A 22,181-nucleotide genomic window follows, 5' to 3' on the forward strand; every position below is an offset into this window, starting at 1 on the left:
CGTCAGCCCTTGTCCAGGAAGTCGGCCTGCTCGGACTCCTCGACGGCCAGCACCGCGGCCCTGAGGTCGGGCGCCTCGTCGAGCTCCGGATCCTGCGCGAGGTACGCCGTCGCCGCCTCGCGGGCGGAGGCGATCACGTCCTCGTCGCGGAGCACCGACAGCAGCCTCAGCTCCGAGCGCCGGCCGCTCTGCTCGACACCGAGGACGTTGCCCTCGCGGCGCTGCTCGAGGTCGATCCGCGAGAGCGCGAAGCCGTCGCGGGTGGACGCGACCGCGCTCAGCCGCTCCATGCTCGGGCTCTCCGGTGAGGTCGCGGTCACGAGCAGGCAGAGCCCAGGATGACCCCCACGGCCGATCCGGCCGCGCAGCTGGTGCAGCTGGGAGACACCGAAGCGGTCGGCGTCGAGGATCACCATCACCGTGGCGTTGGGGACGTCGACGCCGACCTCGATCACGGTCGTCGAGACCAGCACGTCGACGTCCCCGGCCGCGAAGGCCTGCATGACGCGGTCCTTGTCGTCCGGCGTCATCCGCCCGTGCAGCATCTCGACCCGCAGGCCGCTCAGCGGCCCGGCGGCCAGCTCGGGTGCGAGGTCCTCGACGGAGAAGAGCTCCGGTCCCTCCTCGGGAGGCGGCTCGTCGCCGATCCGGGAGCACACCACGTAGGCCTGCCGGCCCTGGCCGACCTCCTCGCGGATCCGCTGCCAGCCACGGTCGAGCCAGGTCGGCTGCGCCCGGATCGGTACGACGGTCGACTGCACGTCGCCCCGACCGGCCGGCAGCTCGGTGAGCGTGGACGTGTCGAGGTCCCCGAACACCGTCATCGCGACGGTCCGCGGGATCGGCGTCGCGGTCATCACCAGCACGTGCGGCGGGTTGCCCGCCTTGCCGGTCAGCGCGGCGCGCTGCTCCACCCCGAACCGGTGCTGCTCGTCGACCACGACCAGGCCCAGATCGAAGAACTGCACCTTCTCCTCGAGCAGGGCATGGGTGCCGATCACGATGCCCGCGTCGCCCGAGGCTGCGTCGAGCATGGCCTGGCGCCGGGCTGCGGTGCCCATGGAGCCGGTGAGCAGGGCGACCCGTGTCGCACCGTCGGCCGCGCCGAGCCGGCCACCCTCGCCGAGGTCCCCGAGCATCGCCTGGATGGAGCGCAGGTGCTGCTGGGCGAGCACCTCGGTGGGGGCGAGCAGCGCCGCCTGGCCACCTGAGTCGACGACCTGCAGCATCGCGCGAAGCGCCACCAAGGTCTTGCCGGAGCCGACCTCACCCTGGAGGAGGCGGTGCATCGGGTGCACGGCGGCCAGCTCGGCCGCGATCTCCGCCCCGACGGCGGCCTGGCCGTCGGTCAGCGTGAACGGGAGACGCTCGTCGAAGGCCGCGAGGAGCCCGCCGTCACGGCCGGGCCGCGGGGTGGCCGGGAACGCGCGCAGGGCCGCCCGGCGCCTGGCCAGCACCGCCTGGGTCACGAACGCCTCGTCGTACTTGAGCCGCTTGCGGGCCGCGCCCAGCTGCTGGTGGTCGTCGGGGCGGTGGATCCAGCGCAACGCCTGCTCGAAGCCGATCAGCATCTGCTCGGTGCGCACGCCACCGGGCAGCGGGTCCGGGAAGTCGTCGAGGAGCTCGAGGGCGAACCCGACGGTCTCCTCGATCTGCCACGTGGTGAGCTTGCCGGGAGTCTTGTAGATCGGGATCAGCGCGGGCATCGCGTCGAGCGCGTCGCCGTCCTCGACGTACATCCGCGAGTCGGGGTTGTTCAGCTCCCAGTGGTTGTTGAACCACTTCAGCTTCCCCGAGAACATCCCGACCCGGCCGACGGCGTACTCCTTCGCGTGCCAGTCGGAGGCGCCCTTGGTGCGGTCGAAGTAGGTCATCGCGAGGGCGCCGTCCTCGGCCTTCACCCGCACCTCGAGCCGGTACGCCGTGCGCTTGGTACGTCGGTCCTGGTAGCTCTTCTGCTCGCAGTGCACGATCTCGCCGACCAGGGAGAGGTAGTCGCCCTCGGTGAGCTCGCCGAGATCGCTGAGCCGCCCGCGGTCCACGTAGCTGCGTGGGTAGTGGCTGAGCAGCTCGCCGACCGTCCCGAAGCCGGTCTCCTTGACCACCTTCGTCGTGGCCTTGCCGGTCACCGTCGTGAGCGGGGAGTCCCAGGACACGCGCACCATGTCAGCGCCTCTCGAGAGCCGACGTCACTCGACCGCCACCAGCAGCGGGTAGCGCGCCTGGCCGCCCTCGTAGACCAGCACGTCGACGCCGGGGTGGTGTGCCTCGACCCAGGCCTGGCAACGCTCGGCGAGGCCGTCACCGTCCTCGCCGGTGACCAGGGTGACCAGCTCGCCGCCACCACCGAGCAACCGGTCGAGCACGGCCGTGCCGACCTCGAACAGGTCGTCGCCGACGACGGCGAAGTCGCCCTGGAGCACGCCGAGCACGTCACCGGGCTCGCACGGCCCGGCGGTGGTCATCGCCTGCTTGGAGGCGACGGTGACCGCGCCGTGCCGGGTGCCGCGCGCTGCCGACGTCATGTGCACCACGTCGGAGTCGAACGGCCGCCCCGGCTCGTGGACGGCGATCGCCGCGATGCCCTGCACCTGGGCCCGGGTCGGGACGACCACCACCCGGACGTCCCCGTGCTCCTCGGCCGCCGCCGCAGCGGCGCCCGCGACCCCGACGGAGTCCGGGTCGTTCGGCAGCACCACGACCTCATGGGCACGGGTCTCCTCGATCGCGGCGAGGATCTCGCCGGTGCTCGGGCGGCGACCCGGCACGCTCTCGATCACCACGGCACCCGCTTCGCGGAAGATCGAGGCGAGCCCGCTGCCGGCCGCGACGGCGACGACCGCGCGACCCCTGGGCTCGGCGCGCTTCTCACGAGCGCGGACCATCTGCTCCGCGAAGTGCGTTACCCGGATCCGCCGCGGCCGTCCGGCGTCGATGCCGGCCTCGACGGCCGCGCCGACGTCGTCGGTGTGCACGTGCACGTTCCAGAGACCCTCGCCGCCGACGACCACGAGCGAGTCGCCGAGCGCCTGCAGCTGCGACCGCAGGCCGGCGATGGCGTCGTCCTCGGCGTCGAGCAGGTACATCACCTCGTACGCCGGGCCGTCCGGACTCAGGTCACCGGTGGGGACCGGCTGCGGGATGACGTGGCGGCCCATGGTGGCGGGCGCACCCACGGGACGGTGGCCGGTGACCGCGGTCTCGGCCGCGTCGAGGATCACGCACAGCCCACGCCCGCCCGCGTCGACGACGCCGGCGTCGTGCAGCAGCTTCATCTGGTCGGGCGTGCGGGCGAGAGCTTCGCGCGCCTCGTTCGCCGCCGCGGCGAGCACGTCGCCGAGATGTGCCTCGGGGTCCTTCGCCCGGCTCACGGCAGCCAGCGTCGCCGCGCGGGCCACCGTCAGGATGGTGCCCTCGACCGGCTCTCCGACCGCGGCGTACGCCGCCTCGGTGGCGAGCACCATCCCCTCGGCCAGGAGGTCCGCGGACCGGTCGTCGGGGCCGCCCTGTCCCATCCGCCGCAGGAGCGCGCCGATCAGCTGGCTCAGGATGACTCCGGAGTTGCCCCGGGCACCGAGGAGCGCGCCGCGTGCGTAGGCGTGCAGCGCAGCCTTGAGGTCGGGACCCTCGCCCGCGGCCGCCAGGTGCTCCTCGAGGGCGTCGTGAGCGGCGTCCATCGTCAGGTACATGTTCGTGCCGGTGTCGCCGTCGGGCACCGGGTAGACGTTGAGCGCGTCGATCTCCTCGCGCGCCTCGGACAGCGCCTCGACCGAGAGGGCAGCGAACCGGCGTACCGCAGCCAGGTCGAACGTGGCGATCTGCTCGCCCGTCCTGGTCCCGCTCCGGCTGTCGCTGCCCATGTCTCCTCGTGGGTCCTGTCCTCGCTCGACGATGCGGGTCACACGCTAGTGTCTCGGTCCTCGATTCGCGCCGAGGGCCGTCCGTCGTCTATTCTTCTTCGGTTGCCCGAGTAGCAGGCGCGGTCCCCGACCCGCCTGCGGTGCCCGGGCTCACGACTTCGAGACCCGCATCAGAACCCAAGGAGTGCCCGGTGGCTGCCGTCTGCGACATCTGCGCGAAGAAGCCCGGCTTCGGCAACAACCGGCCGTGGTCGCGCAAGATCACCAAGCGCCGTTTCAACCCGAACATCCAGCGCGTCCGGGCGACCGTCAACGGCACCCCGAAGCGCCTCCACGTCTGCACCGGCTGCCTCAAGGCCGGCAAGGTCACCCGCTGACCTGAGGCTCCTGCGACGGCGCGTGTGCTGCGGCACCCGCGCCGTCTTGCATGTCTGAGCCCCCGGTGGTTGAGCCTGTCGAAACCCTCGCCAGGTCTCGTCTGATCGCTCGCTGCGCTCGCTGCTCGACCACCCGGTGGTCGCCAGGTCTCGTCTGATCGCTCGCTGCGCTCGCTGCTCGACCACCTGTGGTCCGGTCGCTGCTCGACCACCTGTGGTCCGGTCGCTGCTCGACCACCCGGTGGTCCCGGTGGTTGAGCCTGCTCTCCGGATCTCAGAAGTGCGTGTGCCCCGGCACGCCCTCGTAGGCGGCGCCGTCGACGGTGACCGCGGGGGCTCCCTCCTGTGCGGCACTGACCCTGCCGATCTCGCGGAAGCCGTCCGGGAGGGCGGTGCGTGCGGGGAAGGTCGCCACCAGCGGGTGGTCCTCCCCTCCTCCGAGGACGAACTGCATCGGGTCCACGCCGAGTGCGGCGCCCACCGCCTGCAGCGGCTCGTCCAGCGTGAACGCGGAGCTGTCGATGTCGATGCAGACACCCGAGTCCTCCGCGAGGTGGCCGACATCGGCCACGAGGCCGTCGGAGACGTCGATCATCGAGGTCGCCCCGGCCTCCGCCGCGACCGGTCCGGCCTCGTACGGCGGCTCCGGCCGCTGGTGTGCCTCGACCAGCACCCGTGGGGAGCGGAACCCGCGGCCCAGCACGGCGAGGCCCGCCGCTGCCCATCCCTGACGACCTGCGATCGCCAGCACGTCGCCCGGCTGGGCGCCTGAACGCAGCACCGGAGCGACCGTGCACTCCCCGAGCACGGTCACCGCGATGACGACCTCGGAGCTCGCGGTCAGGTCGCCGCCGACGATGCTGGCGCCGACCAGTGCGGCCTCCTCGGCCAGGCCGTCGGCCAGGTCGAGCACCCATTGCGCCGGGAGGTCGCGCGGGACGGCGAGGCCCACGGTGAGCGCGGTCGCGCGACCGCCCATCGCATTGATGTCGGAGAGGTTCTGGGCCGCGGCCCGGCGGCCGATGTCACCGGCACTGGCCCACTCGCGGCGGAAGTGCCGGCCCTCGACGAGGAGGTCGGTCGACACCACGACGTGGCCCTTCGGGGTGCGGAGCACGGCGGCGTCGTCACCCGGGCCGACGTACACCGCTGCGTTCTGCTCGAAGCGACCGGTGAGCAGTCGCACGAGACCGAACTCGCCCAGGTCGGCGACGGTGGCTCCGGCGGCGACCGGTGTCGGGGACGTCATGGACGCAACTCTTCCATCCCGGTGGGGCCACGCTGGCCACGTGGTCTCCGTGTTCCACCGGCCAGCGGGGTCCGGTAGGTTGCAAGTCGGTCCACTCACGCGCAACGAGGGAGACGCAATGGTTGTCCAGGCCTACATCCTGATCCAGACCGACGTCGGCAAGGCGGCCGAGGTCGCGGCCGCGATCACCGACATCAAGGGCGTCATCCTCGCCGAGGACGTCACCGGTCCGTACGACGTGATCGTCCGCGCGGAGGCACGCAACGTCGACGAGCTGGGCAAGCTGGTGGTCGCGAAGGTGCAGACCCTCGACGGCATCACGCGAACGCTGACCTGCCCCGTCGTGCACATCTGACCCGGCCCGCGCCCTGTCGACTTCCCGACGCCCGTCACCCCGCTGGGTGGCGGGCGTCGTCGCGCACATGCTGCTCGCTGGCCTCTTGCTGTCGGCGTGCGGCAGCGACGCGGTGTCCGTCGACCGGTTCCCGGTGAGCGCCGCCGGGCACGCCGGCTGCCAGAGATTCCTGGCCGCCCTGCCTGGGAAGCTGGCAGACCAGCCCCGGCGCACGGTCACCGGCAGCACGTACGCCGCGGCATGGGGCGATCCGGTGATCGTGCTGCGCTGCGGCGTGGCACTCCCGAAGGGCTTCGCCGGCGACCCCTGCTTCACGCGCAACGGCATCGGCTGGTCGATCCCGGTGGCCGCGGCCGACGACCTCGGTCGCGACCTGGTGATGACGCTGGCCTTCCGCAGTCCCGTGGTGCAGGTGCGAGTCCCGGCGCACTACCGGCCGGACGCCCCGGCCGACGTGATGGCCGACCTCGACGCCGCCGTCCGGGCCCACACGACCGCGCACGGGAAGTGCACCTAGACGATCCTCGTCGCGGTTCGCGCCGTCTCAGCGCAGGCCGGTCGTCCGGTTGAGCGCCAACTGGACCAGGCGGTCGACCAGCTCCGGATAGCTGACTCCGGAGGCGGCCCACATCCGCGGAAACATCGACGTGCTGGTGAAGCCCGGCATCGTCTCGACCTCGTTGACCACGACGCGCCCCTCCGGGAACACGAAGAAGTCCACGCGTGCCAGGCCCTCGACGTCGAGCGCCGCGAAGGCCTGGACGGCGAGCGCGCGCACCTTCGCCGCGACCGCCGACTCCAGGTCGGCGGGCACGTCGAGCACGGTGTTCTCCTCGGGGAGGTACTTGGCCTCGAAGTCGTAGAACTGGTGTGCTCCGTCCACGCGGATCTCCGCGATCTCGCTGGTCTCAGGGGCACCTCCGGCGAGGCTCTGCAGCACACCGATCTCGACCTCGCGCGCGTCGACGGCCGCGGCCTCGACCAGCACCTTGGGGTCGAACCTCTCGGCCTCGGCGATCGCGTCACCGAGGTCGGCGGGCGAGTCGACCCTGCTGATCCCGTGGCTCGAGCCAGCGCGCGCGGGCTTCACGAACACCGGGTAGCCCAGCGCCTGCACCGACTCGGTGACGGCGGCCGGGTCACGCTCCCACTCGCCCGGGCGGATCGGCACCCACGGCAGCACGGGGAGGCCCTGGGCGGAGAAGAGCAGCTTCATGAACATCTTGTCGGTGCCGACCGCTGACGACAGCACGCCGGCGCCGACGTAGCGCACGCCGGCGAGCTCGAGCAGGCCCTGGAGGGTGCCGTCCTGGCCCCACGGTCCGTGCATCACCGGGAACACGACGTCGACCTCGCCCAGGCTGGTCGGTACGTCGCCCGCGGCCTGCACGACCAGGCCTCCGGGGGAGTCCAGTGCCGGTCGCAGGGCGACCTCCCGGTCGCTGGTCACCGACGGCAGCTCACCGGCCGGACCGAGCGCGAGCCTGCCGGGCTCCCCGGACTCGAGCACCCAGCGGCCGTCGGGCGTGATGCCGATCGGGATCACGTCGTACTTGTCCCGGTCGAGCGCCGCCAGCACCCCGCCGGCGGAGACGCAGGAGATCGCGTGCTCGCTCGAGCGACCTCCGAAGACGACGGCGACCCGAGGCTTGCGCGGCGTACTCCCCTGCTCACTCACCCGGCCGACCCTATCGAGCGACCGCCTAGCCTTGGCCCATGCGTCCCGCCACTCGCGTCGTCCACGCCGGCCGCCCGCCCCACGCGGCCGACCAGCCCCTCAACGTCCCGATCACGATGGCCTCGACGTACGTCGCCGGTGGCGACCTCGAGTACGGGCGCTACGCGAACCCCACGTGGACCGCTTTCGAAGACGCTCTCGGCGAGCTCGAGGGAGGACGGTGCCTGGCCTTCGCGAGCGGGCTCGCCGTCGTCGCCACGGTCCTGGACCTCGTCGGCAACGGAGAGACGGTGGTCGCGCCCCGGCACGCCTACAACGGCACCACCAGGCAGCTCGCCGACCTCGAGGCCCGCGGCCGGGTGCGTGCGCTGCTCGTCGACATCGCCGACACCGAGGCGGTGGTCGCCGCGTGCGACGACGCGGCACTGGTCTGGGTGGAGTCGCCGACGAACCCTGCGATGGAGGTCGCGGACATCCCGGCGATCGTCGCGGCCGCCCACGCAGCGGGAGCGCGCGTCGCCGTCGACAACACGTTCGCCACTCCCCTGCTGCAGCAACCGCTCGACCTCGGCGCCGACCTGGCGGTGCACTCGGCGACGAAGTACCTCGCCGGTCACTCCGACGTGGTGATGGGCGCGGTGGTCACGCGCGACGACGAGCTGCACGACGTGCTCAAGGGTCGGCGCGACGTCATCGGTGCGATCCCGGGCCCGTTCGAGGCATGGCTGGCACTTCGCGGGCTGCGCACGCTGTCGCTGCGGGTCGAGCGGGCGCAGGCCAACGCCGCCGAGCTCGCCCGGCGGTTCGAGCAGCACCCGTCGGTGGTGGAGGTGCGCTACCCCGGGTTCGGCGGGATGGTCTCGATCGTGCTGGCGGACGCCGAGTCGGCCGACGCGCTCTGCCTCGGTACGTCGCTCTGGGTGCACGCGACGTCCCTGGGCAGCGTCGAGTCGACCCTGGAGCGTCGCCGACGCTGGCGGTCCGAACCGGTCACGATCCCCGAGGGGCTGGTTCGGCTCTCGGTCGGTATCGAGGACGTCGACGACCTCTGGGACGACCTGGCGGCGGCGCTGCCGTCGACGGCCTGACCAGACCTTCGGACTCAGTCGCGCTCGGCCTTGGTGTCGCGCGCGATGAACGCGTCCATCATGTCGCGGGCGCTGATCTCACCACGGACCACGGCGTCGACGTGCTCGGCGATCGGCGCGTCGACGCCGGTGTTGCGCGCGAGCTGCAGCAGCGACGAGCACGACTTGGCGCCCTCGGCGACCTGCTTGGTGCTCGCGTAGATCTCCTCGGTGCTCATGCCCTGCCCGAGCCTCTCGCCGAACGTGCGGTTGCGCGACAGCGGTGAGGAGCAGGTGGCGACCAGGTCACCGAGCCCGGCGAGGCCCATCAGCGTCAACGGGTCGGCGCCGAGCGCCATCGCGAGCCGGGCGGTCTCGGCGAGTCCGCGCGTGATCACCGACGCCGTGGTGTTGTCGCCGAAGCCCAGGCCGACGGCCATGCCGACGGCGAGTCCGACGACGTTCTTGTAGGCGCCGCCGAGCTCGCAGCCGAGCACGTCGGTGCTGCGGTAGGGCCGGAACGCGCGTGAGTGGCACAGCGCCTGCAGCCGTCGAGCGACGTGCTCGTCCTCGCAGGCCACGACGCTCGCCGCCGGCTCGCGCGACGCGATCTCCGGAGCGAGGTTCGGCCCGCTCACCACCGCGATCCGGTCGGGACCGGCTCCGGTGACCTCGGCGATCACCTCGCTCATCCGCTTCGTCGTGCCGAGCTCGACGCCCTTCATCAGCGAGATGAGGACAGCATCGTCCGGCAGCAGCGGCGCCCACTCGGCGAGGTTCTCGCGCAACGTCTGCGAGGGCACCGACAGCACGACGAACTCGGCGCCGTCGAGCGCCTCCGCAGGCTTGGTGGTGGCCCGCACGCGCGTGGGCAGCTCGATGCCCGGGAAGTAGTCGGTGTTCTCATGCTTGTCGTTGACGTTGGCCACCACGTCGTCGCGACGGGCCCACATCGTGACGTCGTTGCCCGCGTCGGCCAGCACCAGCCCGAACGCCGTACCCCACGACCCTGCACTGAAGACTGCCACTCGGGCCATCAGGCACGCCTCCTCTTCTTGTCCTTGCTGCCGTGGTGACCGGTGTCGTCCTTCTGCGGGTTGCCGATCTGCCGGACGCCCGCGGAGCGCGGGTCGAAGCGCTCGGGCGGCGGCGTCTCGCCACGCAGGTCGGCGACCAGCTCGGTGATCGCCACCATGATCCGCTCGGTGGCCTCGTGGAGGACCTCGTTGGTGATCGGCTGTCCCAGCAGGTCGCTCAGATCGACCGGGTCACCGACCTTGTAGCGGGCCTTGCGTCGCGGGAAGGCGTGGAAGCGCAGCGAGTACGCCGGCAGGATGTCCTGCGCCCCCCACTGCCCGATCGGGACCACCGGGCAGCCGGTGGTCAGCGCGATCCGGGCCGCGCCGGTCTTGCCCCGCATCGGCCAGCCGCCGGGATCCTTGGTGATGGTGCCCTCGGGGTAGACACCGACGCACGCGCCGTCGCGCACCGCGTCGCACGCCGCCTCGAACGCCTTCGCCGCATTCGTGGTCAGCCTGGAGACCGGGATCTGCCGGGCGTCGCGGACGATGTACTTGATCAGCGGCGTCTCGAACAGTGCGTCCTTCGCGAGGTAGCGGACCAGCCGGCCGTGCTCGTAGAGCAGCCAGCCCAGGGTGAGCGGGTCGATGTGGGAGACGTGGTTCATCGCGATCACGCAGCCGCCGGTGGCGGGGATCTTCTCTCCGTCGATCCACTCGTGCTTGGTCGTGGTGAGCAGGAGCGGCTTGAGGATCGAGACGGCTGTGGTCCAGGCCCAGCCACGCCGCTCCTGGAGCTTGCGGACCTTCAGCATGTGCCTTCTCCTCCTCCCGCTCTACCCGTGCAGGAAGAGAGTACCGACGCGGCTGGGAGGATCGTCCCGTGACGACACCGCGCTTCTCCCTGCTCGTCCCGGTCAAGAACGGGCACGGCGCGAAGACCAGGCTCGCCGGGATGGAGGCCGACGGGCGCGGCGACCTGATGGCCGCGTTCGCGCGCGACGCGATCAGTGCCGCTCGCCGGACACCGCTGGTCGAGGTGTACGTCGTCGGCGATGCCTCCGCGCTGCGCGAGCTCGGCCGGGAGCTCGACGTACCGATCGTCGCCGACGAGGGAGACGGCGACCTGAACCAGGCCCTGCGCCGCGCAGCGGCGCGCGTCGCGATGCCGGGGCGGGGTGTCGCCGTGATGCTCGGCGACCTTCCCTGCCTGCGCACCGACGACCTCGAGCTCGCCCTCTCCCGCGACGGACGCGCCTACGTGGCCGACGCTTCCGGCACCGGAACCACGCTGCTGCTGACACCGCCGGGGGCAGAGCTCGACCCGCACTTCGGTCGCGACTCGGCCCGGGCGCACGCGGCGAGCGGCGCGGCGCACGTCGCCGGCGAGCTCAGCTCGTTGCGGCTCGACGTGGACACCAGCGACGACCTCGACGACGCATTGGCGCTCGGGGTGGGCGCCCACACCGCGGCTGCGCTCGACCGCCTGGGCTGGACATCGCGCCGGCTCTCCCACGGCCGCGAACAGCCGAACGGCGGCGCCCCCTGAGGGACGCCGCCGTTCGATGATGCCCGAGTCAGTCGTCAGCGCTTGCGGGCGGTCTTCTTGGCCGGAGCCTTCTTCGCCGCCGTCTTCTTCGCAGGTGCCTTCTTGGCAGCGGTCTTCTTGGCCGGAGCCTTCTTGGCCGCGGTCTTCTTCGCAGGTGCCTTCTTGGCGGCCGTCTTCTTGGTGGCGGTCTTCCGGGCCGGGGCCTTCTTGGCCGCCGTCTTCTTGGCCGGAGCCTTCTTGGCAGCGGCCTTCTTCGCCGGAGCCTTCTTCGCAGCAGCCTTCTTCGCAGGTGCCTTCTTCGCCGTGGCCTTCTTCGCCGTCGCCTTCTTGGCCGTGGTCTTCTTCGCCACGGTCTTCTTGGCGGCGGACGCGGACTTGGTCGCCGTCTTCTTCGCGGCAGCGGCGGTCCGGCTCACGGCGGCGACCGGCATGGACGCCGCTGCAGCAGCCGGGAGCTTCTTGGCGCCCGAGACCACGGCCTTCAGCTCCGCACCGGCGCTGAACTTCGGCACCTGTGTCCGCTTCGACTTCATCCGCTGTCCCGTGGCGGGGTTGCGCACCCAACGGGCCTCGCGGACGCGCTTCTCGAACGACCCGAAACCGGTGATCGCGACCTTCTCGCCCTTGGCGACCTCGCGGGTGATGGTGTCGAGCACCGACTCCAGAGCGTGCGCCGCCGCCTTCTTGTTGCCCTCGTATCGGGCAGCAAGAGCGTCGATCAACTGACTCTTGTTCACAGGATTCCCCTTCATGAACGACTGGCATCGAGCGCCTTGCTCGACTTTCCCTTTGCACGCTAGGCAATAGTGACCATGCCCACAATGCATGTCGGCGCGTGTCGCGCCGCGAAATTGCGACGCAATCCGAGGCGTACGAAAACGCATTTGACGCGCAACGGGCATCGCCATCTCATGAATGGCCGAGTTTCCCCTTACAGGGATGGGAAAACTCTGCTTCGGCGAAACGCGTCAGTCGCAGGTGAAGCGAAAAGAACCGCGTCAGCGATTCAGAGCGTCGCCGGCTTCCAGCTCGGACGAGTTGCTTCGTACGACGCGATCTCTTCCTCACGCGACAGCGTGATGCCGACGTCGTCGAGGCCCTCGAGCAGACGCCAACGCGTGTAGTCGTCGATGTCGAAGGAGTCGATGATGGCGTCCGGTCCGTCGCCCGCCTTGACGGTGCGGGTCTCCAGATCGACGGTCACCGTCGCACCCGGGTGGTCGTCGAGGTGATCCCAGAGCTTCTGCACGACCTTCTCGTCGACCTGCGCGGCGAGCAGACCGGCCTTGCCGGAGTTGCCACGGAAGATGTCGGCGAACCGCGAGGAGATCACGACCTTGAAGCCGTAGTTCTGCAGCGCCCACACTGCATGCTCGCGCGACGAGCCGGTGCCGAAGTCCGGGCCGGCGACGAGGATCGACGCGGCGGCGTACTCCGGCCTGTTCAGGACGAAGGCCGGGTCGCTGCGCCACGCTGCGAAGAGGCCGTCCTCGAAGCCGGTGCGGGTGACCCGCTTGAGGTACACGGCCGGGATGATCTGGTCGGTGTCGACGTTGCTGCGCTTCAGCGGAGCGGCGACACCGGTGTGGGTGAGGAACTTGTCCATCTCAGGCCTCCGGAGCGGTGGTCGAGCCCGTCGAGACCAGGTCGGCAGGCGAGGAGAGCGTGCCGCGCACGGCGGTCGCCGCGGCGACGGGGATCGACACCAGATGGGTGCGGCCGCCCTTGCCCTGGCGTCCCTCGAAGTTGCGGTTCGACGTCGACGCGCTCCGCTCGCCGGGCGTGAGCTGGTCGGGGTTCATGCCCAGGCACATCGAGCAGCCAGCACCGCGCCACTCCGCGCCGGCCTCCTTGAAGATCACGTCGAGGCCCTCGGACTCGGCCTGCATCCGCACCCGCACCGAGCCGGGCACGACGAGCAGGCGGGTGTCGGGGTCGACCTTGTGACCCTTGATGATCTCCGCGGCCAGGCGCAGGTCCTCGATCCGGCCGTTCGTGCACGAGCCGACGAACACGGTGTCGACCTTGATGTCACGCATCGCGGTGCCGGCCTCGAGGCCCATGTACTCCAGCGCCTTCTCGGCTGCGACCTGGTCCTGCGGCTCCTCGAAGTCCGCGGGGGTGGGCACGACCCCACCGAGCGGGACACCCTGCCCGGGGTTGGTGCCCCAGGTGACGAACGGGGTCATCTGCGAGGCGTCGAGGACGATCTCCTCGTCGAACTGCGCGTCCTCGTCGGTGACCAGCGACCTCCAGTGAGCGACGGCAGCGTCCCAGTCGGCGCCCTTCGGCGCCTCGGGCCGGCCCTCGAGGTAGTCGAACGTGGTCTGGTCGGGTGCGATCAGCCCGGCCTTCGCACCCCACTCGATGCTCATGTTGCAGACGGTCATCCGACCCTCCATCGAAAGCTCCTCGATGGCCTGGCCGCGGTACTCGACGATGTAGCCCTGTCCGCCGCCGGTGCCGGTGTGCGTGATCAGGGTGAGCACCAGGTCCTTCGCGGTGACGCCCGGCGGGAGGCTGCCGTTGACGGTGACGGCCATCGTCTTCGGCTTCGCCTGCATCAGCGTCTGCGTGGCCAGCACGTGCTCGACCTCGGAGGTGCCGATGCCGAAGGCGATCGCGCCGAACGCGCCGTGGGTGCTGGTGTGGCTGTCGCCGCACACGATCGTCATGCCCGGTTGGGTCAGGCCCAGCTGAGGGCCGACCACGTGCACGATGCCCTGCTCGATGTCACCGAGCGGGTGCAGCCGCACCCCGAACTCCTCGGCGTTGCGGCGCAGCGTCTCGACCTGGGTGCGGGACACCGGGTCGGCGATCGGCTTGTCCCAGTCCAGCGTCGGAACGTTGTGGTCCTCGGTCGCGAGGGTGAGGTCGGGTCGGCGTACGGCGCGGCCGGCGAGGCGCAGCCCGTCGAACGCCTGGGGCGACGTCACCTCGTGGATGAGGTGGAGATCGATGTAGAGGAGGTCGGGCTCTCCGTCGGCAGTGCGGACGGACATGCTCGTCCCAGACCTTCTCCGCCAGGGTCTTGCCCATGACCTCTCCCTTCCACGGCGGCCTTTCCCGTGGTGGCCGCCTCGCCGTCGAACGTGACCCAACCTACTCTTGCATCCCATGATCTGAGACGGCAGTATTGGTATATGGACAACTCTAGCGGAGTCGGCGTGCTCGACAAGGCCGCCCTCGTTCTCGCTGCCCTCGAGTCCGGACCCGCCACGCTGGCCGGCCTGGTCGCCGGCACCGGCCTCGCCCGGCCGACCGCGCATCGGCTCGCCGTCGCGCTGGAGCACCATCGTCTGGTCGCGCGCGACATGCAGGGACGCTTCGTGCTCGGGCCGCGTCTGGCCGAGCTCTCCGCTGCCGCCGGCGAGGACCGTCTCCTCGCTGCTGCCGGCCCCGTCCTGGCACGCCTGCGCGACATCACCGGCGAGTCGTCCCAGCTGTGGCGCCGGCAGGGCGAGTACCGCGTCTGCGTCGCGGCCGCCGAGCGGCCGAGCGGGCTGCGCGACACGATCCCGGTCGGCTCGCAGCTCACCATGCGCGCCGGCTCGGCGGCGCAGATCCTGCTCGCCTGGGAGGATCCGGAGCGGATCCACCGCGGCCTGCAGAACGCTGCCTTCTCGGCCACCGCCCTGTCCGGCATCCGCCGGCGCGGCTGGGCACAGTCGGTCGGCGAGCGCGAGCAGGGCGTCGCCTCGGTCTCCGCTCCGGTGCGCTCCCCCAGCGGCAAGGTCATCGCCGCCGTCTCGGTGTCGGGCCCGCTCGAGCGGCTCTCGCGGCAGCCCGGCCGGATGCACGCACCGGCGGTGCTCGCCGCGGCCGACCGGCTCTCCGAGTCGCTCCGACGCGCAGCGGCCGAGTAGTCACCTCAAGCCACGAGGAGGCCGACCCCGAGAGTCGTGAGGGACGCGGCCAGCACGAGCCCACCGGCGTACACCACCGCGATGAAGCCGTTCGGCCGGGTCAGCGCCCTGCCTGCCGACGCGGCGAAGAAGCCGGCCGGCATCAGGATCGCAGCGACCGGCACGCCGGAGCGGGCCAGCCACCCGAGAACGCCCGTGAGATCGGTCTGGTCGACGTACACCTGGGCCAGCAGCCCGAGCACGAGCAGCACGCCCGCGTGGGCGTGCCCGGCGCGGGCGAACCCGATCTGGAACGGCGTGGCGCCGGCCGCGTCCTTCCAGAGCTTCACCAGGTAGAGACCACCGGTCTCGACGGTGACGAGGGACAGGAACAGGATCCCCGCGAGGATCCGGGACTCATCGGACATCATGCCTCCATTGGATAGTGCGACTCCCCAATATTGGACAGTTCCACTATCCAATGTCAACATGGATCCCATGTGGATGGCCGAGCTCGCCGCGCGGTCCGGGCTCAGTGTCGCGACGATCAAGTACTACCTCCGCGAGGGCCTGCTCCATCACGGTCAGGCGACCGGCGCGACGCGCACCCGGTACGACGAGTCACACGTCCGGCGGCTGCGTCTGATCCGCTCCCTCACCGAGGTGGCCGGGCTGCGTCTCGACACCGTCGGGCAGATCCTCGAGGACATCGAGAGCGCCGACTCCTGGCACGAGGCGGTCGGCAGCGCCCACGTCCGGCTCGCCACGGCCGACTCCGCTCCTGCGACCGAGGAGTCCAGGCGCCGCGTGGACGACTTCCTCGAGCGCCAACGCTGGTCACTTGGCGAGGACAGCCCACAGCGCGAGCTGCTGGCCCGGTCGCTGGATGCCCTCGCGGGCCTGGACCATCCGCTCAGCAACGAGCTGCTCGACCTGTACGCCGAGGCGATGCGACCGGTCGCCGCGCACGAGGTCGCCGCGGTCCGTTCGCCGGACCGTGAGGCAAGTGCCGAGGCGGCCGTCGTCGGGACGCTGCTCCAGGAGCCGGTGCTGCTGGCGGTGCGGCGGATCGCCCAGGAGAACGCTTCGCGCGAGCAGCGCGACTGAGCACTGTCCGCTCCTCAGTCGGCGTCGGGAAGAGCCAGCCAGTCCGCCCAGGACAGGTCGCGGCCGACGTACCGAGGCCGCTGGAGGGGCCAGCCCTCAGCGATCCAGCGGGGCACGAAGGCATCGAGGGCCTGCTCGACCGCTCCACCGACCAGCCGGTCGACGACCCACCACGAGATCTCCGCATCCGCACCGGCCTTCTGCGGCGGATCGACGTAGACGCACCCGAGCAGCTCGGTCTCGTCGGTGTCGAAGAGGGCATAGTTGAAGGACTCGTGCGCCTCGATCTCTGCCTCGTGGCGCGCCAGGTCGTCGCGGTCCTGCTCGGTCGTCATGGTCGCGGGCGGCCATCCCCACGCCTCGCCGTAGATCGACCACAGCCGCTCCTGCGAACCCATCACGGCCGGCATGTCGAGCTCCACGTCGGTGGCCCGGATCGGCCGCAGGTGGTGGCCTTCGTCCAGCCGGACGGTGGTCGGGTGCTGCCAGTCCTCGGGCAGCCAGGGTGCGCTGGTCACTGCGGTCCTCCTCGACATCGGGCCGCCGGTCGCGGCCGGCCCAGCCTCGCAGAACGCGCCCCGACCAGGTGACCGACGCGTCTAGAACAGGGCGTCCTGCTCGAGCTGGAGCAGCAGCTGCTTGCGGTCGAGGCCACCGGCGTACCCGGTGAGCGAGCCGTTGGCGCCGATCACCCGGTGGCACGGGATCACGATCGGGATCGGGTTGCGCCCGTTGGCGAGGCCGACTGCGCGAGACGCGGCGTTGGTGTGGCCGAGCCGGTGGGCGACCTCGCCGTACGACGCGGTCTCGCCCCAGCCGATCAGCCGCAGCTGGTCCCACACGCCACGCTGGAACGTGCTCCCCTGCGGGGCCAGCGGGAGGTCGAACTCCTTCAGGTCACGGGCGAAGTACGCCGTGAGCTGGTCGACCGCGCGACGCAGCAGGGCGTCTTCGTCGGCCCGCTCGCCGATCGGCCTGCCGTCGGCGAGCCCGCGGAACGGGCTGAACTCGATCGCGACGATCGACTCGTCGCGCGCGACGATCCGCAGGTCACCGATCGGTGAGGGCATCACGGTCCACACGGTGCTCGTCCTCTGCGTCTTCTCGCTCGTCGTCGTCACCCTATGACTCCTTCTCTTCGATGTGCTCGGGATCGGTGTGGCCGAGTGACGACCACAGGTGGATCAGCGCGTAGGACCGCCAGGGCCGCCAGCGTTCGCTGCGGCCGGCCACGTCGTCGATGCCCAGTCGAGCAGCGGCATGGCGCACTCCCACGTCGGTGGGCAGGAACACGTCGGGGTCACCGAGCATCCGGAACGCGACGTAGTCGGCGGTCCACGGTCCGATCCCCGGGAGCGCGAGCAGACGTGCACGCACCTCGGCACGGTCCCCGCTCCGATCGAGCACGACGGACCCGTCGGCCAGTGCGCCGGCGGCCGCGATGAGCGCGCGACCGCGGGCTCGCGGCATCGCGAGCTCCTCGGGATCGAGGCCGGCCAGCGCGTCCGCGGTCGGGAACAGCCGGGTGACGTGGTGGTCGCCGGCGAGCTCGAGCGGCAGACCGATCTCCGCGACCAACCGCGTCGCGAGGGTGCGCGCAGCGACCACGGTGACCTGCTGCCCGATCACGGCACGTGCGGTGAGCTCGACGCCGTCGACATGACCGGGCACCCGCAAACCCGGCCGGCGCCTCACGAGGGGGGCAAGGTGGCGGTCGCCGCCGAGCTGGTCGTCGACCGCGATCGGGTCGCAGTCCGCGTCGAGCAGGCGCCGGGTGCGCTCGAGGGCCGGAGCCAGGTCGCGCGCGTCGGCCAGGGTGAACCGGCACGGCACGTAGCCGTCCGGGCGGCCGACGAGCTCGACCCGGACGACGCCGGGTCCGTGCGGCAGGGACAGAGAACGCTCGTACCAGCCCTCGCCGACCGCCTCGATCCCCCGAACGGCGCGGAGCGCGAGGAAGTCGAGGAGCTCGGCACCCGCGAACGGCTCGCGTACGCCGATCCGGGTCGCGATCGTCCCGGAGGTCGCTCGCCCGCCACGGCGTCCTCGCAGGTCGGTCGGCGTCGCGGCGTACACCTCACGGACGGTGTCGTTGAACTGCCGGATGCTGGCGAAGCCGGACGCGAAGGCCACGTCCGCGAACGACATCGACGTCGTCTCGACCAGGACCCGCGCGGTCTGCGCGCGCCGGGCTCGAGCAAGCGCCAACGGTCCGGCGCCGAAGGAGCTCGTCACGAGCCGGTGCAGCTGCCGCTCGGAGTACCCGAGCCGCCGGGCCAGGCCGTCGACGCCCTCGCGGTCGACGATGCCGTCGGAGATCAGGCGCATGGCGCGGCCGCCGACATCGGCGGCGAGGTCCCACTCGGGCGAGCCCGGTGTCGCATCGGGCAGGCAGCGCTTGCAGGCCCGGTAGCCCGCCTGCTGGGCAGCAGCGGCACTCGGGTAGAAGGTCACGTTCGCGAGCTTCGGGGTCACCGCGGGGCAGCTCGGCCGGCAGTAGATGCCGGTGGTGCGCACGGCGGTGTAGAACACACCGTCGAAGCGCCGGTCGCGGCTCTTCAGCGCCCGGTAGCAGGCCTCGGTGTCGGTGAACATGACCCCAGTCTGCGGGTCGTTCAGCGACACTTCTAGCGGAAATCAGCCACTGCCGTCGGCGGGCTTCGGCGGACCCGGTCATCCGCAGCGCTTCCGGGCGCGGCGCGCTGTTCACGGCTCGTTCACCCGACTGTCGGGACCGGTGCACCGGTCGCTGCAAGGGTCCGAGTCGTCCCGTCCCACCGACCACCCGAGGTACCCATGCCTGCACGACCGACCCGCGGCCTCCTTGTCGCCGCGGTCCTTGTCCTCGGTGCTGCCGGTGCAGCCCCGGCCGCCGCTTCGGCCGGACGGCACGGCGAGGACGGCGACCGCGACTCCGGCTTCAGCTACGCGGTGTACGGCGACGCGCCGTACGGCACGTCCCCGACCGACACCAGCGAGACGGACGCAACTCCTGCGTTCATCCGGGCGGTGAACGCGGACAAGGCGGTCTCAGGTGTGCTGCACGTCGGCGACATCCACTCGGGCAGCCAGTACTGCACGCAGGCCTACGACCAGCAGATCGCCGACCTCTGGGCAGGCTTCTCCGACCCGGTCGTCTACACACCCGGCGACAACGAGTGGTCCGACTGCCACAAGAAGAAGGAGGGCGGAGGCGCGTACAACTCCGCCACGGGCCAGATCGACTACGTCAAGGACTCCGGCGGGAACCTGGTCGACTACTCCGGCGGCAACCCGGTCGACAACCTCGCCCTCGTGCGCTCGTTGTTCTTCGCCTCGCCCGGCGGCACGCTGGGCAGCGGCCGCCTGCACGTGCTTTCGCAGGCGCAGGTCGACAACCGCGCGCACCCCACCGACGGTCAGTACGTCGAGAACGTGATGTGGGAGCGCGACGGGATCCTCTTCACGACCATCAACGTGCCCGGCGGCTCCAACAACGACGCCGATCCCTGGTACGGCGCCCCGGTGGCCTCACCCCAGCAGACGACGGAGGCGGCCAACCGCACCGCCGCCGACCTGCGCTGGCTCGACCGCGCCTTCAGCACTGCCGGGCAGGTGCACGCGCGATCCGTGGTGGTCATGACCCAGGCCGACATGTGGGACCTCGACGGCAAGGACGCCGCCCACCTGGCCAACTACGAGCCGATCGTGAGCAGCCTTGCTACCCACACCGAGGACTACGGGAAGCCCGTGCTGCTGCTCAACGGCGACTCGCACGTCTACCGCTCCGACAACCCGCTGCAGCAGGCGTCGCCGTGCACGGGCGACCAGGCGGTCTGCGGGCTCGACGCCTGGACCAGCCACCCGTCGTACGACGTGCCGAACTTCCATCGCATCGTGGTCCACGGGAGCACCGTCCCCCTGGAGTACCTGCGCCTGACGGCAGGCACCAGGAACCAGGCGACGACAGAGACGTCGTTCGGGCCGTTCACCTGGCAGCGCGTCACCGAGTGACGGCCGGCACCCTCTCGTCCTGAGGCATCCCTAGGACAGGGCAAGGGCATTGTCGATGCCCTGACTCAGGAGGTCATCGGAAAGCTTCCGGTCGGCCACGGCCCGGGACAGCTGGAGCGTCCCGATCATCGACGCGAAGACGGCGAGCGCGCGCACCCGGGCTGACCGCCTGTCCGGCGCCTGGATGACGGCAGCGACGTCGTCCATGACGGCGAGCAGTCCATCGGTGTAGGCCCGCTTCGTCGCATCGCTACCACGCACGATCTCGTCGAGGAGTGCGGCGGAGGGACAGCCGTCGCCGGGGTTGTCGCGATGGGCCGGCGAGAGGTAGTCCCGCACGAACTGCTCGAACTGCGAGCGGTCGAAGGGACCCGCGCCGAAGCTTTCCCGTTGGCTGCGCAACTGGTCGCCCACGACAGTGGCCACGAGGTCGTCCTTCGAAGAGAAGTGGGCGTAGAACGCCCCGTTGGTCAGCCCCGCGTCCGCCATCAAGGCCGCGATCCCCGAGCCGTCGATGCCGTCGCGCTTCAAGCGGCGGCCGGCCCGGTCGAGGATCCGGCGCCGGGTCACGTCCTTGTGCTCACTGCTGTACCGAGCCATGTTCCCTGCCTTCTCGCGCCGGTTGCGTGCTTTCGATCCTAGCTGTATGGTCTGTTCATCGTAATATTACGACTATAAGCCAAAGGACAGCAGATGCATACTGATCAGCCAGTGGCGCTCGTGACGGGCGCATCGTCAGGAATCGGACGGGCAGCGGCTCTCGCCCTGGTCGACGCGGGCTTCACCGTGGTCGGCACCAGCAGGAAGCCGACGACCGCAGCCTCCGACGGGATCACCTTCCTCGGCCTCGACGTGGCCAGCGACGAGGCCGTTCGCTCCGTGGTCGACGAGGTGATCGGGAAGTTCGGCCGGATCGACGTCCTGGTCAACAACGCCGGCATCGGGGCGTTCGGTGCGGCCGAGGAGAGCTCGATCGGCCAGACCAAGGACGTCTTCGACGTCAACGTCTTCGGCACGATCCGGATGACCAACGCAGTGCTGCCGCAGATGCGTGCCCAGGGGTCCGGCCGGATCGTCAACGTGTCCTCCGTGCTCGGACTCGTCCCGGCGCCCTACATGGCGATCTATGCCGCCACGAAGCACGCCATCGAGGGCTACTCGGAGTCGGTCGACCACGAGGTCCGTGAGCACGGCGTCCGGGTGCTGCTCATCGAGCCGGCGTACACGAGCACCGGCTTCGAGGCGAACAGCCTGGTGGCGGACTCGCCGCTGACGGAGTACGCCGAGCAGCGGCACCTCTCCGGCGAGGTGCTGGCAACGGCCATGCGCGGAGCCGACGACCCCGCAGTCGTCGCCAAGGTGATCGTCGCGGCTGCGACGGATCGCAGGCCGAGGCTGCGCTACACCGCAGGACCCACCGCCGGACGCGTCAGCGCACTCCGCCGGTTCGTGCCCTCCGGCGCCTTCGACAAGCAGATCCGGAAGCTGAACCGCCTCGCCGGTTGAGACGGCGTCGAGGTCTGTCGAGGCATCAAGAGCCGAAGGTCCAGGACTTCGCCCACGGCCAGCGGGCCTGGTCCACCTCCACCTCAGACGCCCAGGGCCGCACGGATGGCACTGGCCCGCTCGGTCGAGAACACGCCGGTGTCCAGCAGGTCGAGGATCGAGAGCACGCCGCCGCTGGAGGCCCAGCTGCCGTCGTCGATGACCCGGAAGTTCACCCACCACGCCGGTGACGGCTCGATGAGGCCGAGGGCCTCGGACATCGCCGCGAGGATCCGCTCGATGACGTCCGCTCGGGTCGGGCGACCCCAGTCGGCGTCCATGACGGCGACGTCGACGTGGATCAGGTCGACCGGCTCGGGCATGTCGGCGAGCAGGATGCCGCCGATCGCGACGTGATCGAGGTCGCGCTCGACGAAGTGGACCTGGAACCCGACGCGGGCGGCCGGCTCGTCCCGGCCTATCTCGGGCACCAGCACGGCGTCGGTCAAGGTGCGCGCGAGGGTGCGTCGCTGGTCGAGGCTCAGCCGGCCCGAGGGAGTGTTCACGGTGATGACGGTCATCGACGCTCCTTGTCCT

Annotated in this window: 23 protein-coding genes and 1 pseudogene; 9 read left to right on the forward strand and 15 right to left on the reverse strand. The window is 70.9% G+C overall.

The genetic code is table 11. The features are described 5' to 3' along the window. Positions 1-2 precede the first annotated feature (2 nt). Positions 3-2,165, reverse strand: a complete 2,163-nt coding sequence (locus tag ACVW00_RS13445; RefSeq protein WP_457111406.1) for an ATP-dependent DNA helicase RecG — start codon at positions 2,163-2,165, stop codon at positions 3-5. A 24-nt stretch (positions 2,166-2,189) separates the two neighbouring features. Continuing rightward, on the reverse strand, positions 2,190-3,860 hold the full coding sequence (locus ACVW00_RS13450) for a DAK2 domain-containing protein (protein ID WP_457111407.1): 1,671 nt from the start codon (positions 3,858-3,860) through the stop codon (positions 2,190-2,192). 191 nt (positions 3,861-4,051) lie between these two features. On the opposite strand from ACVW00_RS13450, the gene rpmB reads away from it, so the two are divergent. Continuing rightward, positions 4,052-4,237 carry a 50S ribosomal protein L28 gene (gene rpmB, locus ACVW00_RS13455; protein WP_457111408.1) on the forward strand — a complete coding sequence of 62 codons (186 nt, stop codon included), beginning with the start codon at positions 4,052-4,054 and terminating at the stop codon, positions 4,235-4,237. A 274-nt stretch (positions 4,238-4,511) separates the two neighbouring features. On the opposite strand, the gene ACVW00_RS13460 is transcribed toward rpmB, so the two are convergent. Beyond that, positions 4,512-5,486 (reverse strand): thiamine-phosphate kinase, encoded by a 975-nt coding sequence (locus ACVW00_RS13460; RefSeq protein ID WP_457111409.1) that lies wholly within the window; start codon positions 5,484-5,486, stop codon positions 4,512-4,514. Positions 5,487-5,604: 118 nt separating this feature from the next. Here ACVW00_RS13460 and ACVW00_RS13465 point away from each other — a divergent pair, with 118 nt between their 5' ends. Both ACVW00_RS13465 and ACVW00_RS13470 read left to right on the forward strand, forming a co-directional pair. Continuing rightward, the gene (locus tag ACVW00_RS13465; protein ID WP_457111410.1) at positions 5,605-5,841 is read left to right on the forward strand and encodes an Lrp/AsnC family transcriptional regulator; all 237 of its coding nucleotides are present in this window, start codon (positions 5,605-5,607) and stop codon (positions 5,839-5,841) included. A gap of 46 nt (positions 5,842-5,887) precedes the next feature. Then, entirely contained in the window at positions 5,888-6,358 is a 471-nt protein-coding gene (locus tag ACVW00_RS13470) for a DUF3515 family protein (RefSeq protein WP_457111411.1), read from the forward strand. A gap of 27 nt (positions 6,359-6,385) precedes the next feature. Here ACVW00_RS13470 and ACVW00_RS13475 read toward each other — a convergent pair whose 3' ends face one another. Then, positions 6,386-7,519 (reverse strand): D-alanine--D-alanine ligase family protein, encoded by a 1,134-nt coding sequence (locus tag ACVW00_RS13475; RefSeq protein WP_457111412.1) that lies wholly within the window; start codon positions 7,517-7,519, stop codon positions 6,386-6,388. 38 nt (positions 7,520-7,557) lie between these two features. Here ACVW00_RS13475 and ACVW00_RS13480 point away from each other — a divergent pair, with 38 nt between their 5' ends. Continuing rightward, entirely contained in the window at positions 7,558-8,607 is a 1,050-nt protein-coding gene (locus ACVW00_RS13480) for a trans-sulfuration enzyme family protein (protein WP_457111413.1), read from the forward strand. Positions 8,608-8,621: 14 nt separating this feature from the next. On the opposite strand, the gene ACVW00_RS13485 is transcribed toward ACVW00_RS13480, so the two are convergent. Together ACVW00_RS13485 and ACVW00_RS13490 are read right to left on the reverse strand one after the other, a co-directional pair. Beyond that, on the reverse strand, positions 8,622-9,623 hold the full coding sequence (locus ACVW00_RS13485) for an NAD(P)H-dependent glycerol-3-phosphate dehydrogenase (RefSeq protein WP_457111414.1): 1,002 nt from the start codon (positions 9,621-9,623) through the stop codon (positions 8,622-8,624). Beyond that, entirely contained in the window at positions 9,623-10,420 is a 798-nt protein-coding gene (locus ACVW00_RS13490) for a lysophospholipid acyltransferase family protein (RefSeq protein ID WP_457111415.1), read from the reverse strand. Before ACVW00_RS13490 ends, ACVW00_RS13485 begins: the two co-directional genes overlap by 1 nt. Positions 10,421-10,488: 68 nt before the next feature. On the opposite strand from ACVW00_RS13490, the gene cofC reads away from it, so the two are divergent. Next, positions 10,489-11,154, forward strand: a complete 666-nt coding sequence (gene cofC / locus ACVW00_RS13495) for a 2-phospho-L-lactate guanylyltransferase (RefSeq protein ID WP_457111416.1) — start codon at positions 10,489-10,491, stop codon at positions 11,152-11,154. Positions 11,155-11,189: 35 nt separating this feature from the next. Here the strand turns inward: cofC and ACVW00_RS13500 are convergent, their stop codons facing one another. From ACVW00_RS13500 to leuC, 3 genes and pseudogenes are all read right to left on the reverse strand, one after another. Next, positions 11,190-11,891, reverse strand: coding sequence for an HU family DNA-binding protein (locus tag ACVW00_RS13500; RefSeq protein ID WP_457111417.1), 702 nt, complete (start codon positions 11,889-11,891; stop codon positions 11,190-11,192). Between the two features lie 269 nt (positions 11,892-12,160). After that, positions 12,161-12,760, reverse strand: a complete 600-nt coding sequence (gene leuD, locus ACVW00_RS13505) for a 3-isopropylmalate dehydratase small subunit (RefSeq protein ID WP_457111418.1) — start codon at positions 12,758-12,760, stop codon at positions 12,161-12,163. A 1-nt stretch (position 12,761) separates the two neighbouring features. Beyond that, positions 12,762-14,193, reverse strand: a pseudogene (gene leuC / locus ACVW00_RS13510) (3-isopropylmalate dehydratase large subunit). Between the two features lie 104 nt (positions 14,194-14,297). Here leuC and ACVW00_RS13515 point away from each other — a divergent pair. Further along, complete coding sequence (locus ACVW00_RS13515; protein WP_123222047.1) at positions 14,298-15,020, forward strand: IclR family transcriptional regulator; 723 nt, start codon at positions 14,298-14,300, stop codon at positions 15,018-15,020. A gap of 5 nt (positions 15,021-15,025) precedes the next feature. Here the strand turns inward: ACVW00_RS13515 and ACVW00_RS13520 are convergent, their stop codons facing one another. Continuing rightward, on the reverse strand, positions 15,026-15,430 hold the full coding sequence (locus tag ACVW00_RS13520; protein WP_457111419.1) for a hypothetical protein: 405 nt from the start codon (positions 15,428-15,430) through the stop codon (positions 15,026-15,028). A 58-nt stretch (positions 15,431-15,488) separates the two neighbouring features. On the opposite strand from ACVW00_RS13520, the gene ACVW00_RS13525 reads away from it, so the two are divergent. After that, positions 15,489-16,106, forward strand: coding sequence for a MerR family transcriptional regulator (locus ACVW00_RS13525; RefSeq protein WP_457111420.1), 618 nt, complete (start codon positions 15,489-15,491; stop codon positions 16,104-16,106). A 14-nt stretch (positions 16,107-16,120) separates the two neighbouring features. Here ACVW00_RS13525 and ACVW00_RS13530 read toward each other — a convergent pair whose 3' ends face one another. The 3 genes from ACVW00_RS13530 to ACVW00_RS13540 form a co-directional block, all read right to left on the reverse strand. Continuing rightward, entirely contained in the window at positions 16,121-16,624 is a 504-nt protein-coding gene (locus ACVW00_RS13530) for a GNAT family N-acetyltransferase (RefSeq protein ID WP_457111421.1), read from the reverse strand. Positions 16,625-16,705: 81 nt separating this feature from the next. Continuing rightward, the gene (locus tag ACVW00_RS13535; RefSeq protein ID WP_457111422.1) at positions 16,706-17,227 is read right to left on the reverse strand and encodes a methylated-DNA--[protein]-cysteine S-methyltransferase; all 522 of its coding nucleotides are present in this window, start codon (positions 17,225-17,227) and stop codon (positions 16,706-16,708) included. A 1-nt stretch (position 17,228) separates the two neighbouring features. Further along, positions 17,229-18,701 (reverse strand): DNA-3-methyladenine glycosylase 2 family protein, encoded by a 1,473-nt coding sequence (locus ACVW00_RS13540; RefSeq protein ID WP_457111423.1) that lies wholly within the window; start codon positions 18,699-18,701, stop codon positions 17,229-17,231. A 201-nt stretch (positions 18,702-18,902) separates the two neighbouring features. On the opposite strand from ACVW00_RS13540, the gene ACVW00_RS13545 reads away from it, so the two are divergent. Continuing rightward, positions 18,903-20,099, forward strand: coding sequence for a hypothetical protein (locus ACVW00_RS13545; RefSeq protein WP_457111424.1), 1,197 nt, complete (start codon positions 18,903-18,905; stop codon positions 20,097-20,099). A 30-nt stretch (positions 20,100-20,129) separates the two neighbouring features. Here the strand turns inward: ACVW00_RS13545 and ACVW00_RS13550 are convergent, their stop codons facing one another. Beyond that, positions 20,130-20,669 carry a TetR/AcrR family transcriptional regulator gene (locus ACVW00_RS13550; RefSeq protein WP_457111425.1) on the reverse strand — a complete coding sequence of 180 codons (540 nt, stop codon included), beginning with the start codon at positions 20,667-20,669 and terminating at the stop codon, positions 20,130-20,132. 123 nt (positions 20,670-20,792) lie between these two features. Here ACVW00_RS13550 and ACVW00_RS13555 point away from each other — a divergent pair, with 123 nt between their 5' ends. Then, positions 20,793-21,605, forward strand: a complete 813-nt coding sequence (locus ACVW00_RS13555; RefSeq protein WP_457111426.1) for an oxidoreductase — start codon at positions 20,793-20,795, stop codon at positions 21,603-21,605. Positions 21,606-21,688: 83 nt separating this feature from the next. On the opposite strand, the gene ACVW00_RS13560 is transcribed toward ACVW00_RS13555, so the two are convergent. Then, a complete protein-coding gene (locus tag ACVW00_RS13560) occupies positions 21,689-22,165 on the reverse strand; it encodes a tautomerase family protein (RefSeq protein WP_457111427.1) in 477 nt (158 codons plus the stop codon). Positions 22,166-22,181 lie beyond the last annotated feature (16 nt).

It is taken from the genome of Marmoricola sp. URHA0025 HA25 (genome assembly GCF_054059435.1).

What these genes read in the sequence shown, in the direction of transcription:
- ACVW00_RS13460 (WP_457111409.1), bottom strand. Translation starts at nt 5,486, where the DNA reads ATGACGTCCCCGACACCGGTCGCCGCCGGAGCCACCGTCGCCGACCTG.
- ACVW00_RS13480 (WP_457111413.1), top strand. Translation starts at nt 7,558, where the DNA reads ATGCGTCCCGCCACTCGCGTCGTCCACGCCGGCCGCCCGCCCCACGCG.
- ACVW00_RS13450 (WP_457111407.1), bottom strand. Translation starts at nt 3,860, where the DNA reads ATGGGCAGCGACAGCCGGAGCGGGACCAGGACGGGCGAGCAGATCGCC.
- ACVW00_RS13520 (WP_457111419.1), bottom strand. Translation starts at nt 15,430, where the DNA reads ATGATGTCCGATGAGTCCCGGATCCTCGCGGGGATCCTGTTCCTGTCC.
- ACVW00_RS13525 (WP_457111420.1), top strand. Translation starts at nt 15,489, where the DNA reads ATGGATCCCATGTGGATGGCCGAGCTCGCCGCGCGGTCCGGGCTCAGT.
- ACVW00_RS13445 (WP_457111406.1), bottom strand. Translation starts at nt 2,165, where the DNA reads ATGGTGCGCGTGTCCTGGGACTCCCCGCTCACGACGGTGACCGGCAAG.
- ACVW00_RS13560 (WP_457111427.1), bottom strand. Translation starts at nt 22,165, where the DNA reads ATGACCGTCATCACCGTGAACACTCCCTCGGGCCGGCTGAGCCTCGAC.
- ACVW00_RS13515 (WP_123222047.1), top strand. Translation starts at nt 14,298, where the DNA reads ATGGACAACTCTAGCGGAGTCGGCGTGCTCGACAAGGCCGCCCTCGTT.
- ACVW00_RS13540 (WP_457111423.1), bottom strand. Translation starts at nt 18,701, where the DNA reads ATGTTCACCGACACCGAGGCCTGCTACCGGGCGCTGAAGAGCCGCGAC.
- ACVW00_RS13485 (WP_457111414.1), bottom strand. Translation starts at nt 9,623, where the DNA reads ATGGCCCGAGTGGCAGTCTTCAGTGCAGGGTCGTGGGGTACGGCGTTC.
- leuD (WP_457111418.1), bottom strand. Translation starts at nt 12,760, where the DNA reads ATGGACAAGTTCCTCACCCACACCGGTGTCGCCGCTCCGCTGAAGCGC.
- ACVW00_RS13490 (WP_457111415.1), bottom strand. Translation starts at nt 10,420, where the DNA reads ATGCTGAAGGTCCGCAAGCTCCAGGAGCGGCGTGGCTGGGCCTGGACC.
- ACVW00_RS13465 (WP_457111410.1), top strand. Translation starts at nt 5,605, where the DNA reads ATGGTTGTCCAGGCCTACATCCTGATCCAGACCGACGTCGGCAAGGCG.
- ACVW00_RS13545 (WP_457111424.1), top strand. Translation starts at nt 18,903, where the DNA reads ATGCCTGCACGACCGACCCGCGGCCTCCTTGTCGCCGCGGTCCTTGTC.
- ACVW00_RS13555 (WP_457111426.1), top strand. Translation starts at nt 20,793, where the DNA reads ATGCATACTGATCAGCCAGTGGCGCTCGTGACGGGCGCATCGTCAGGA.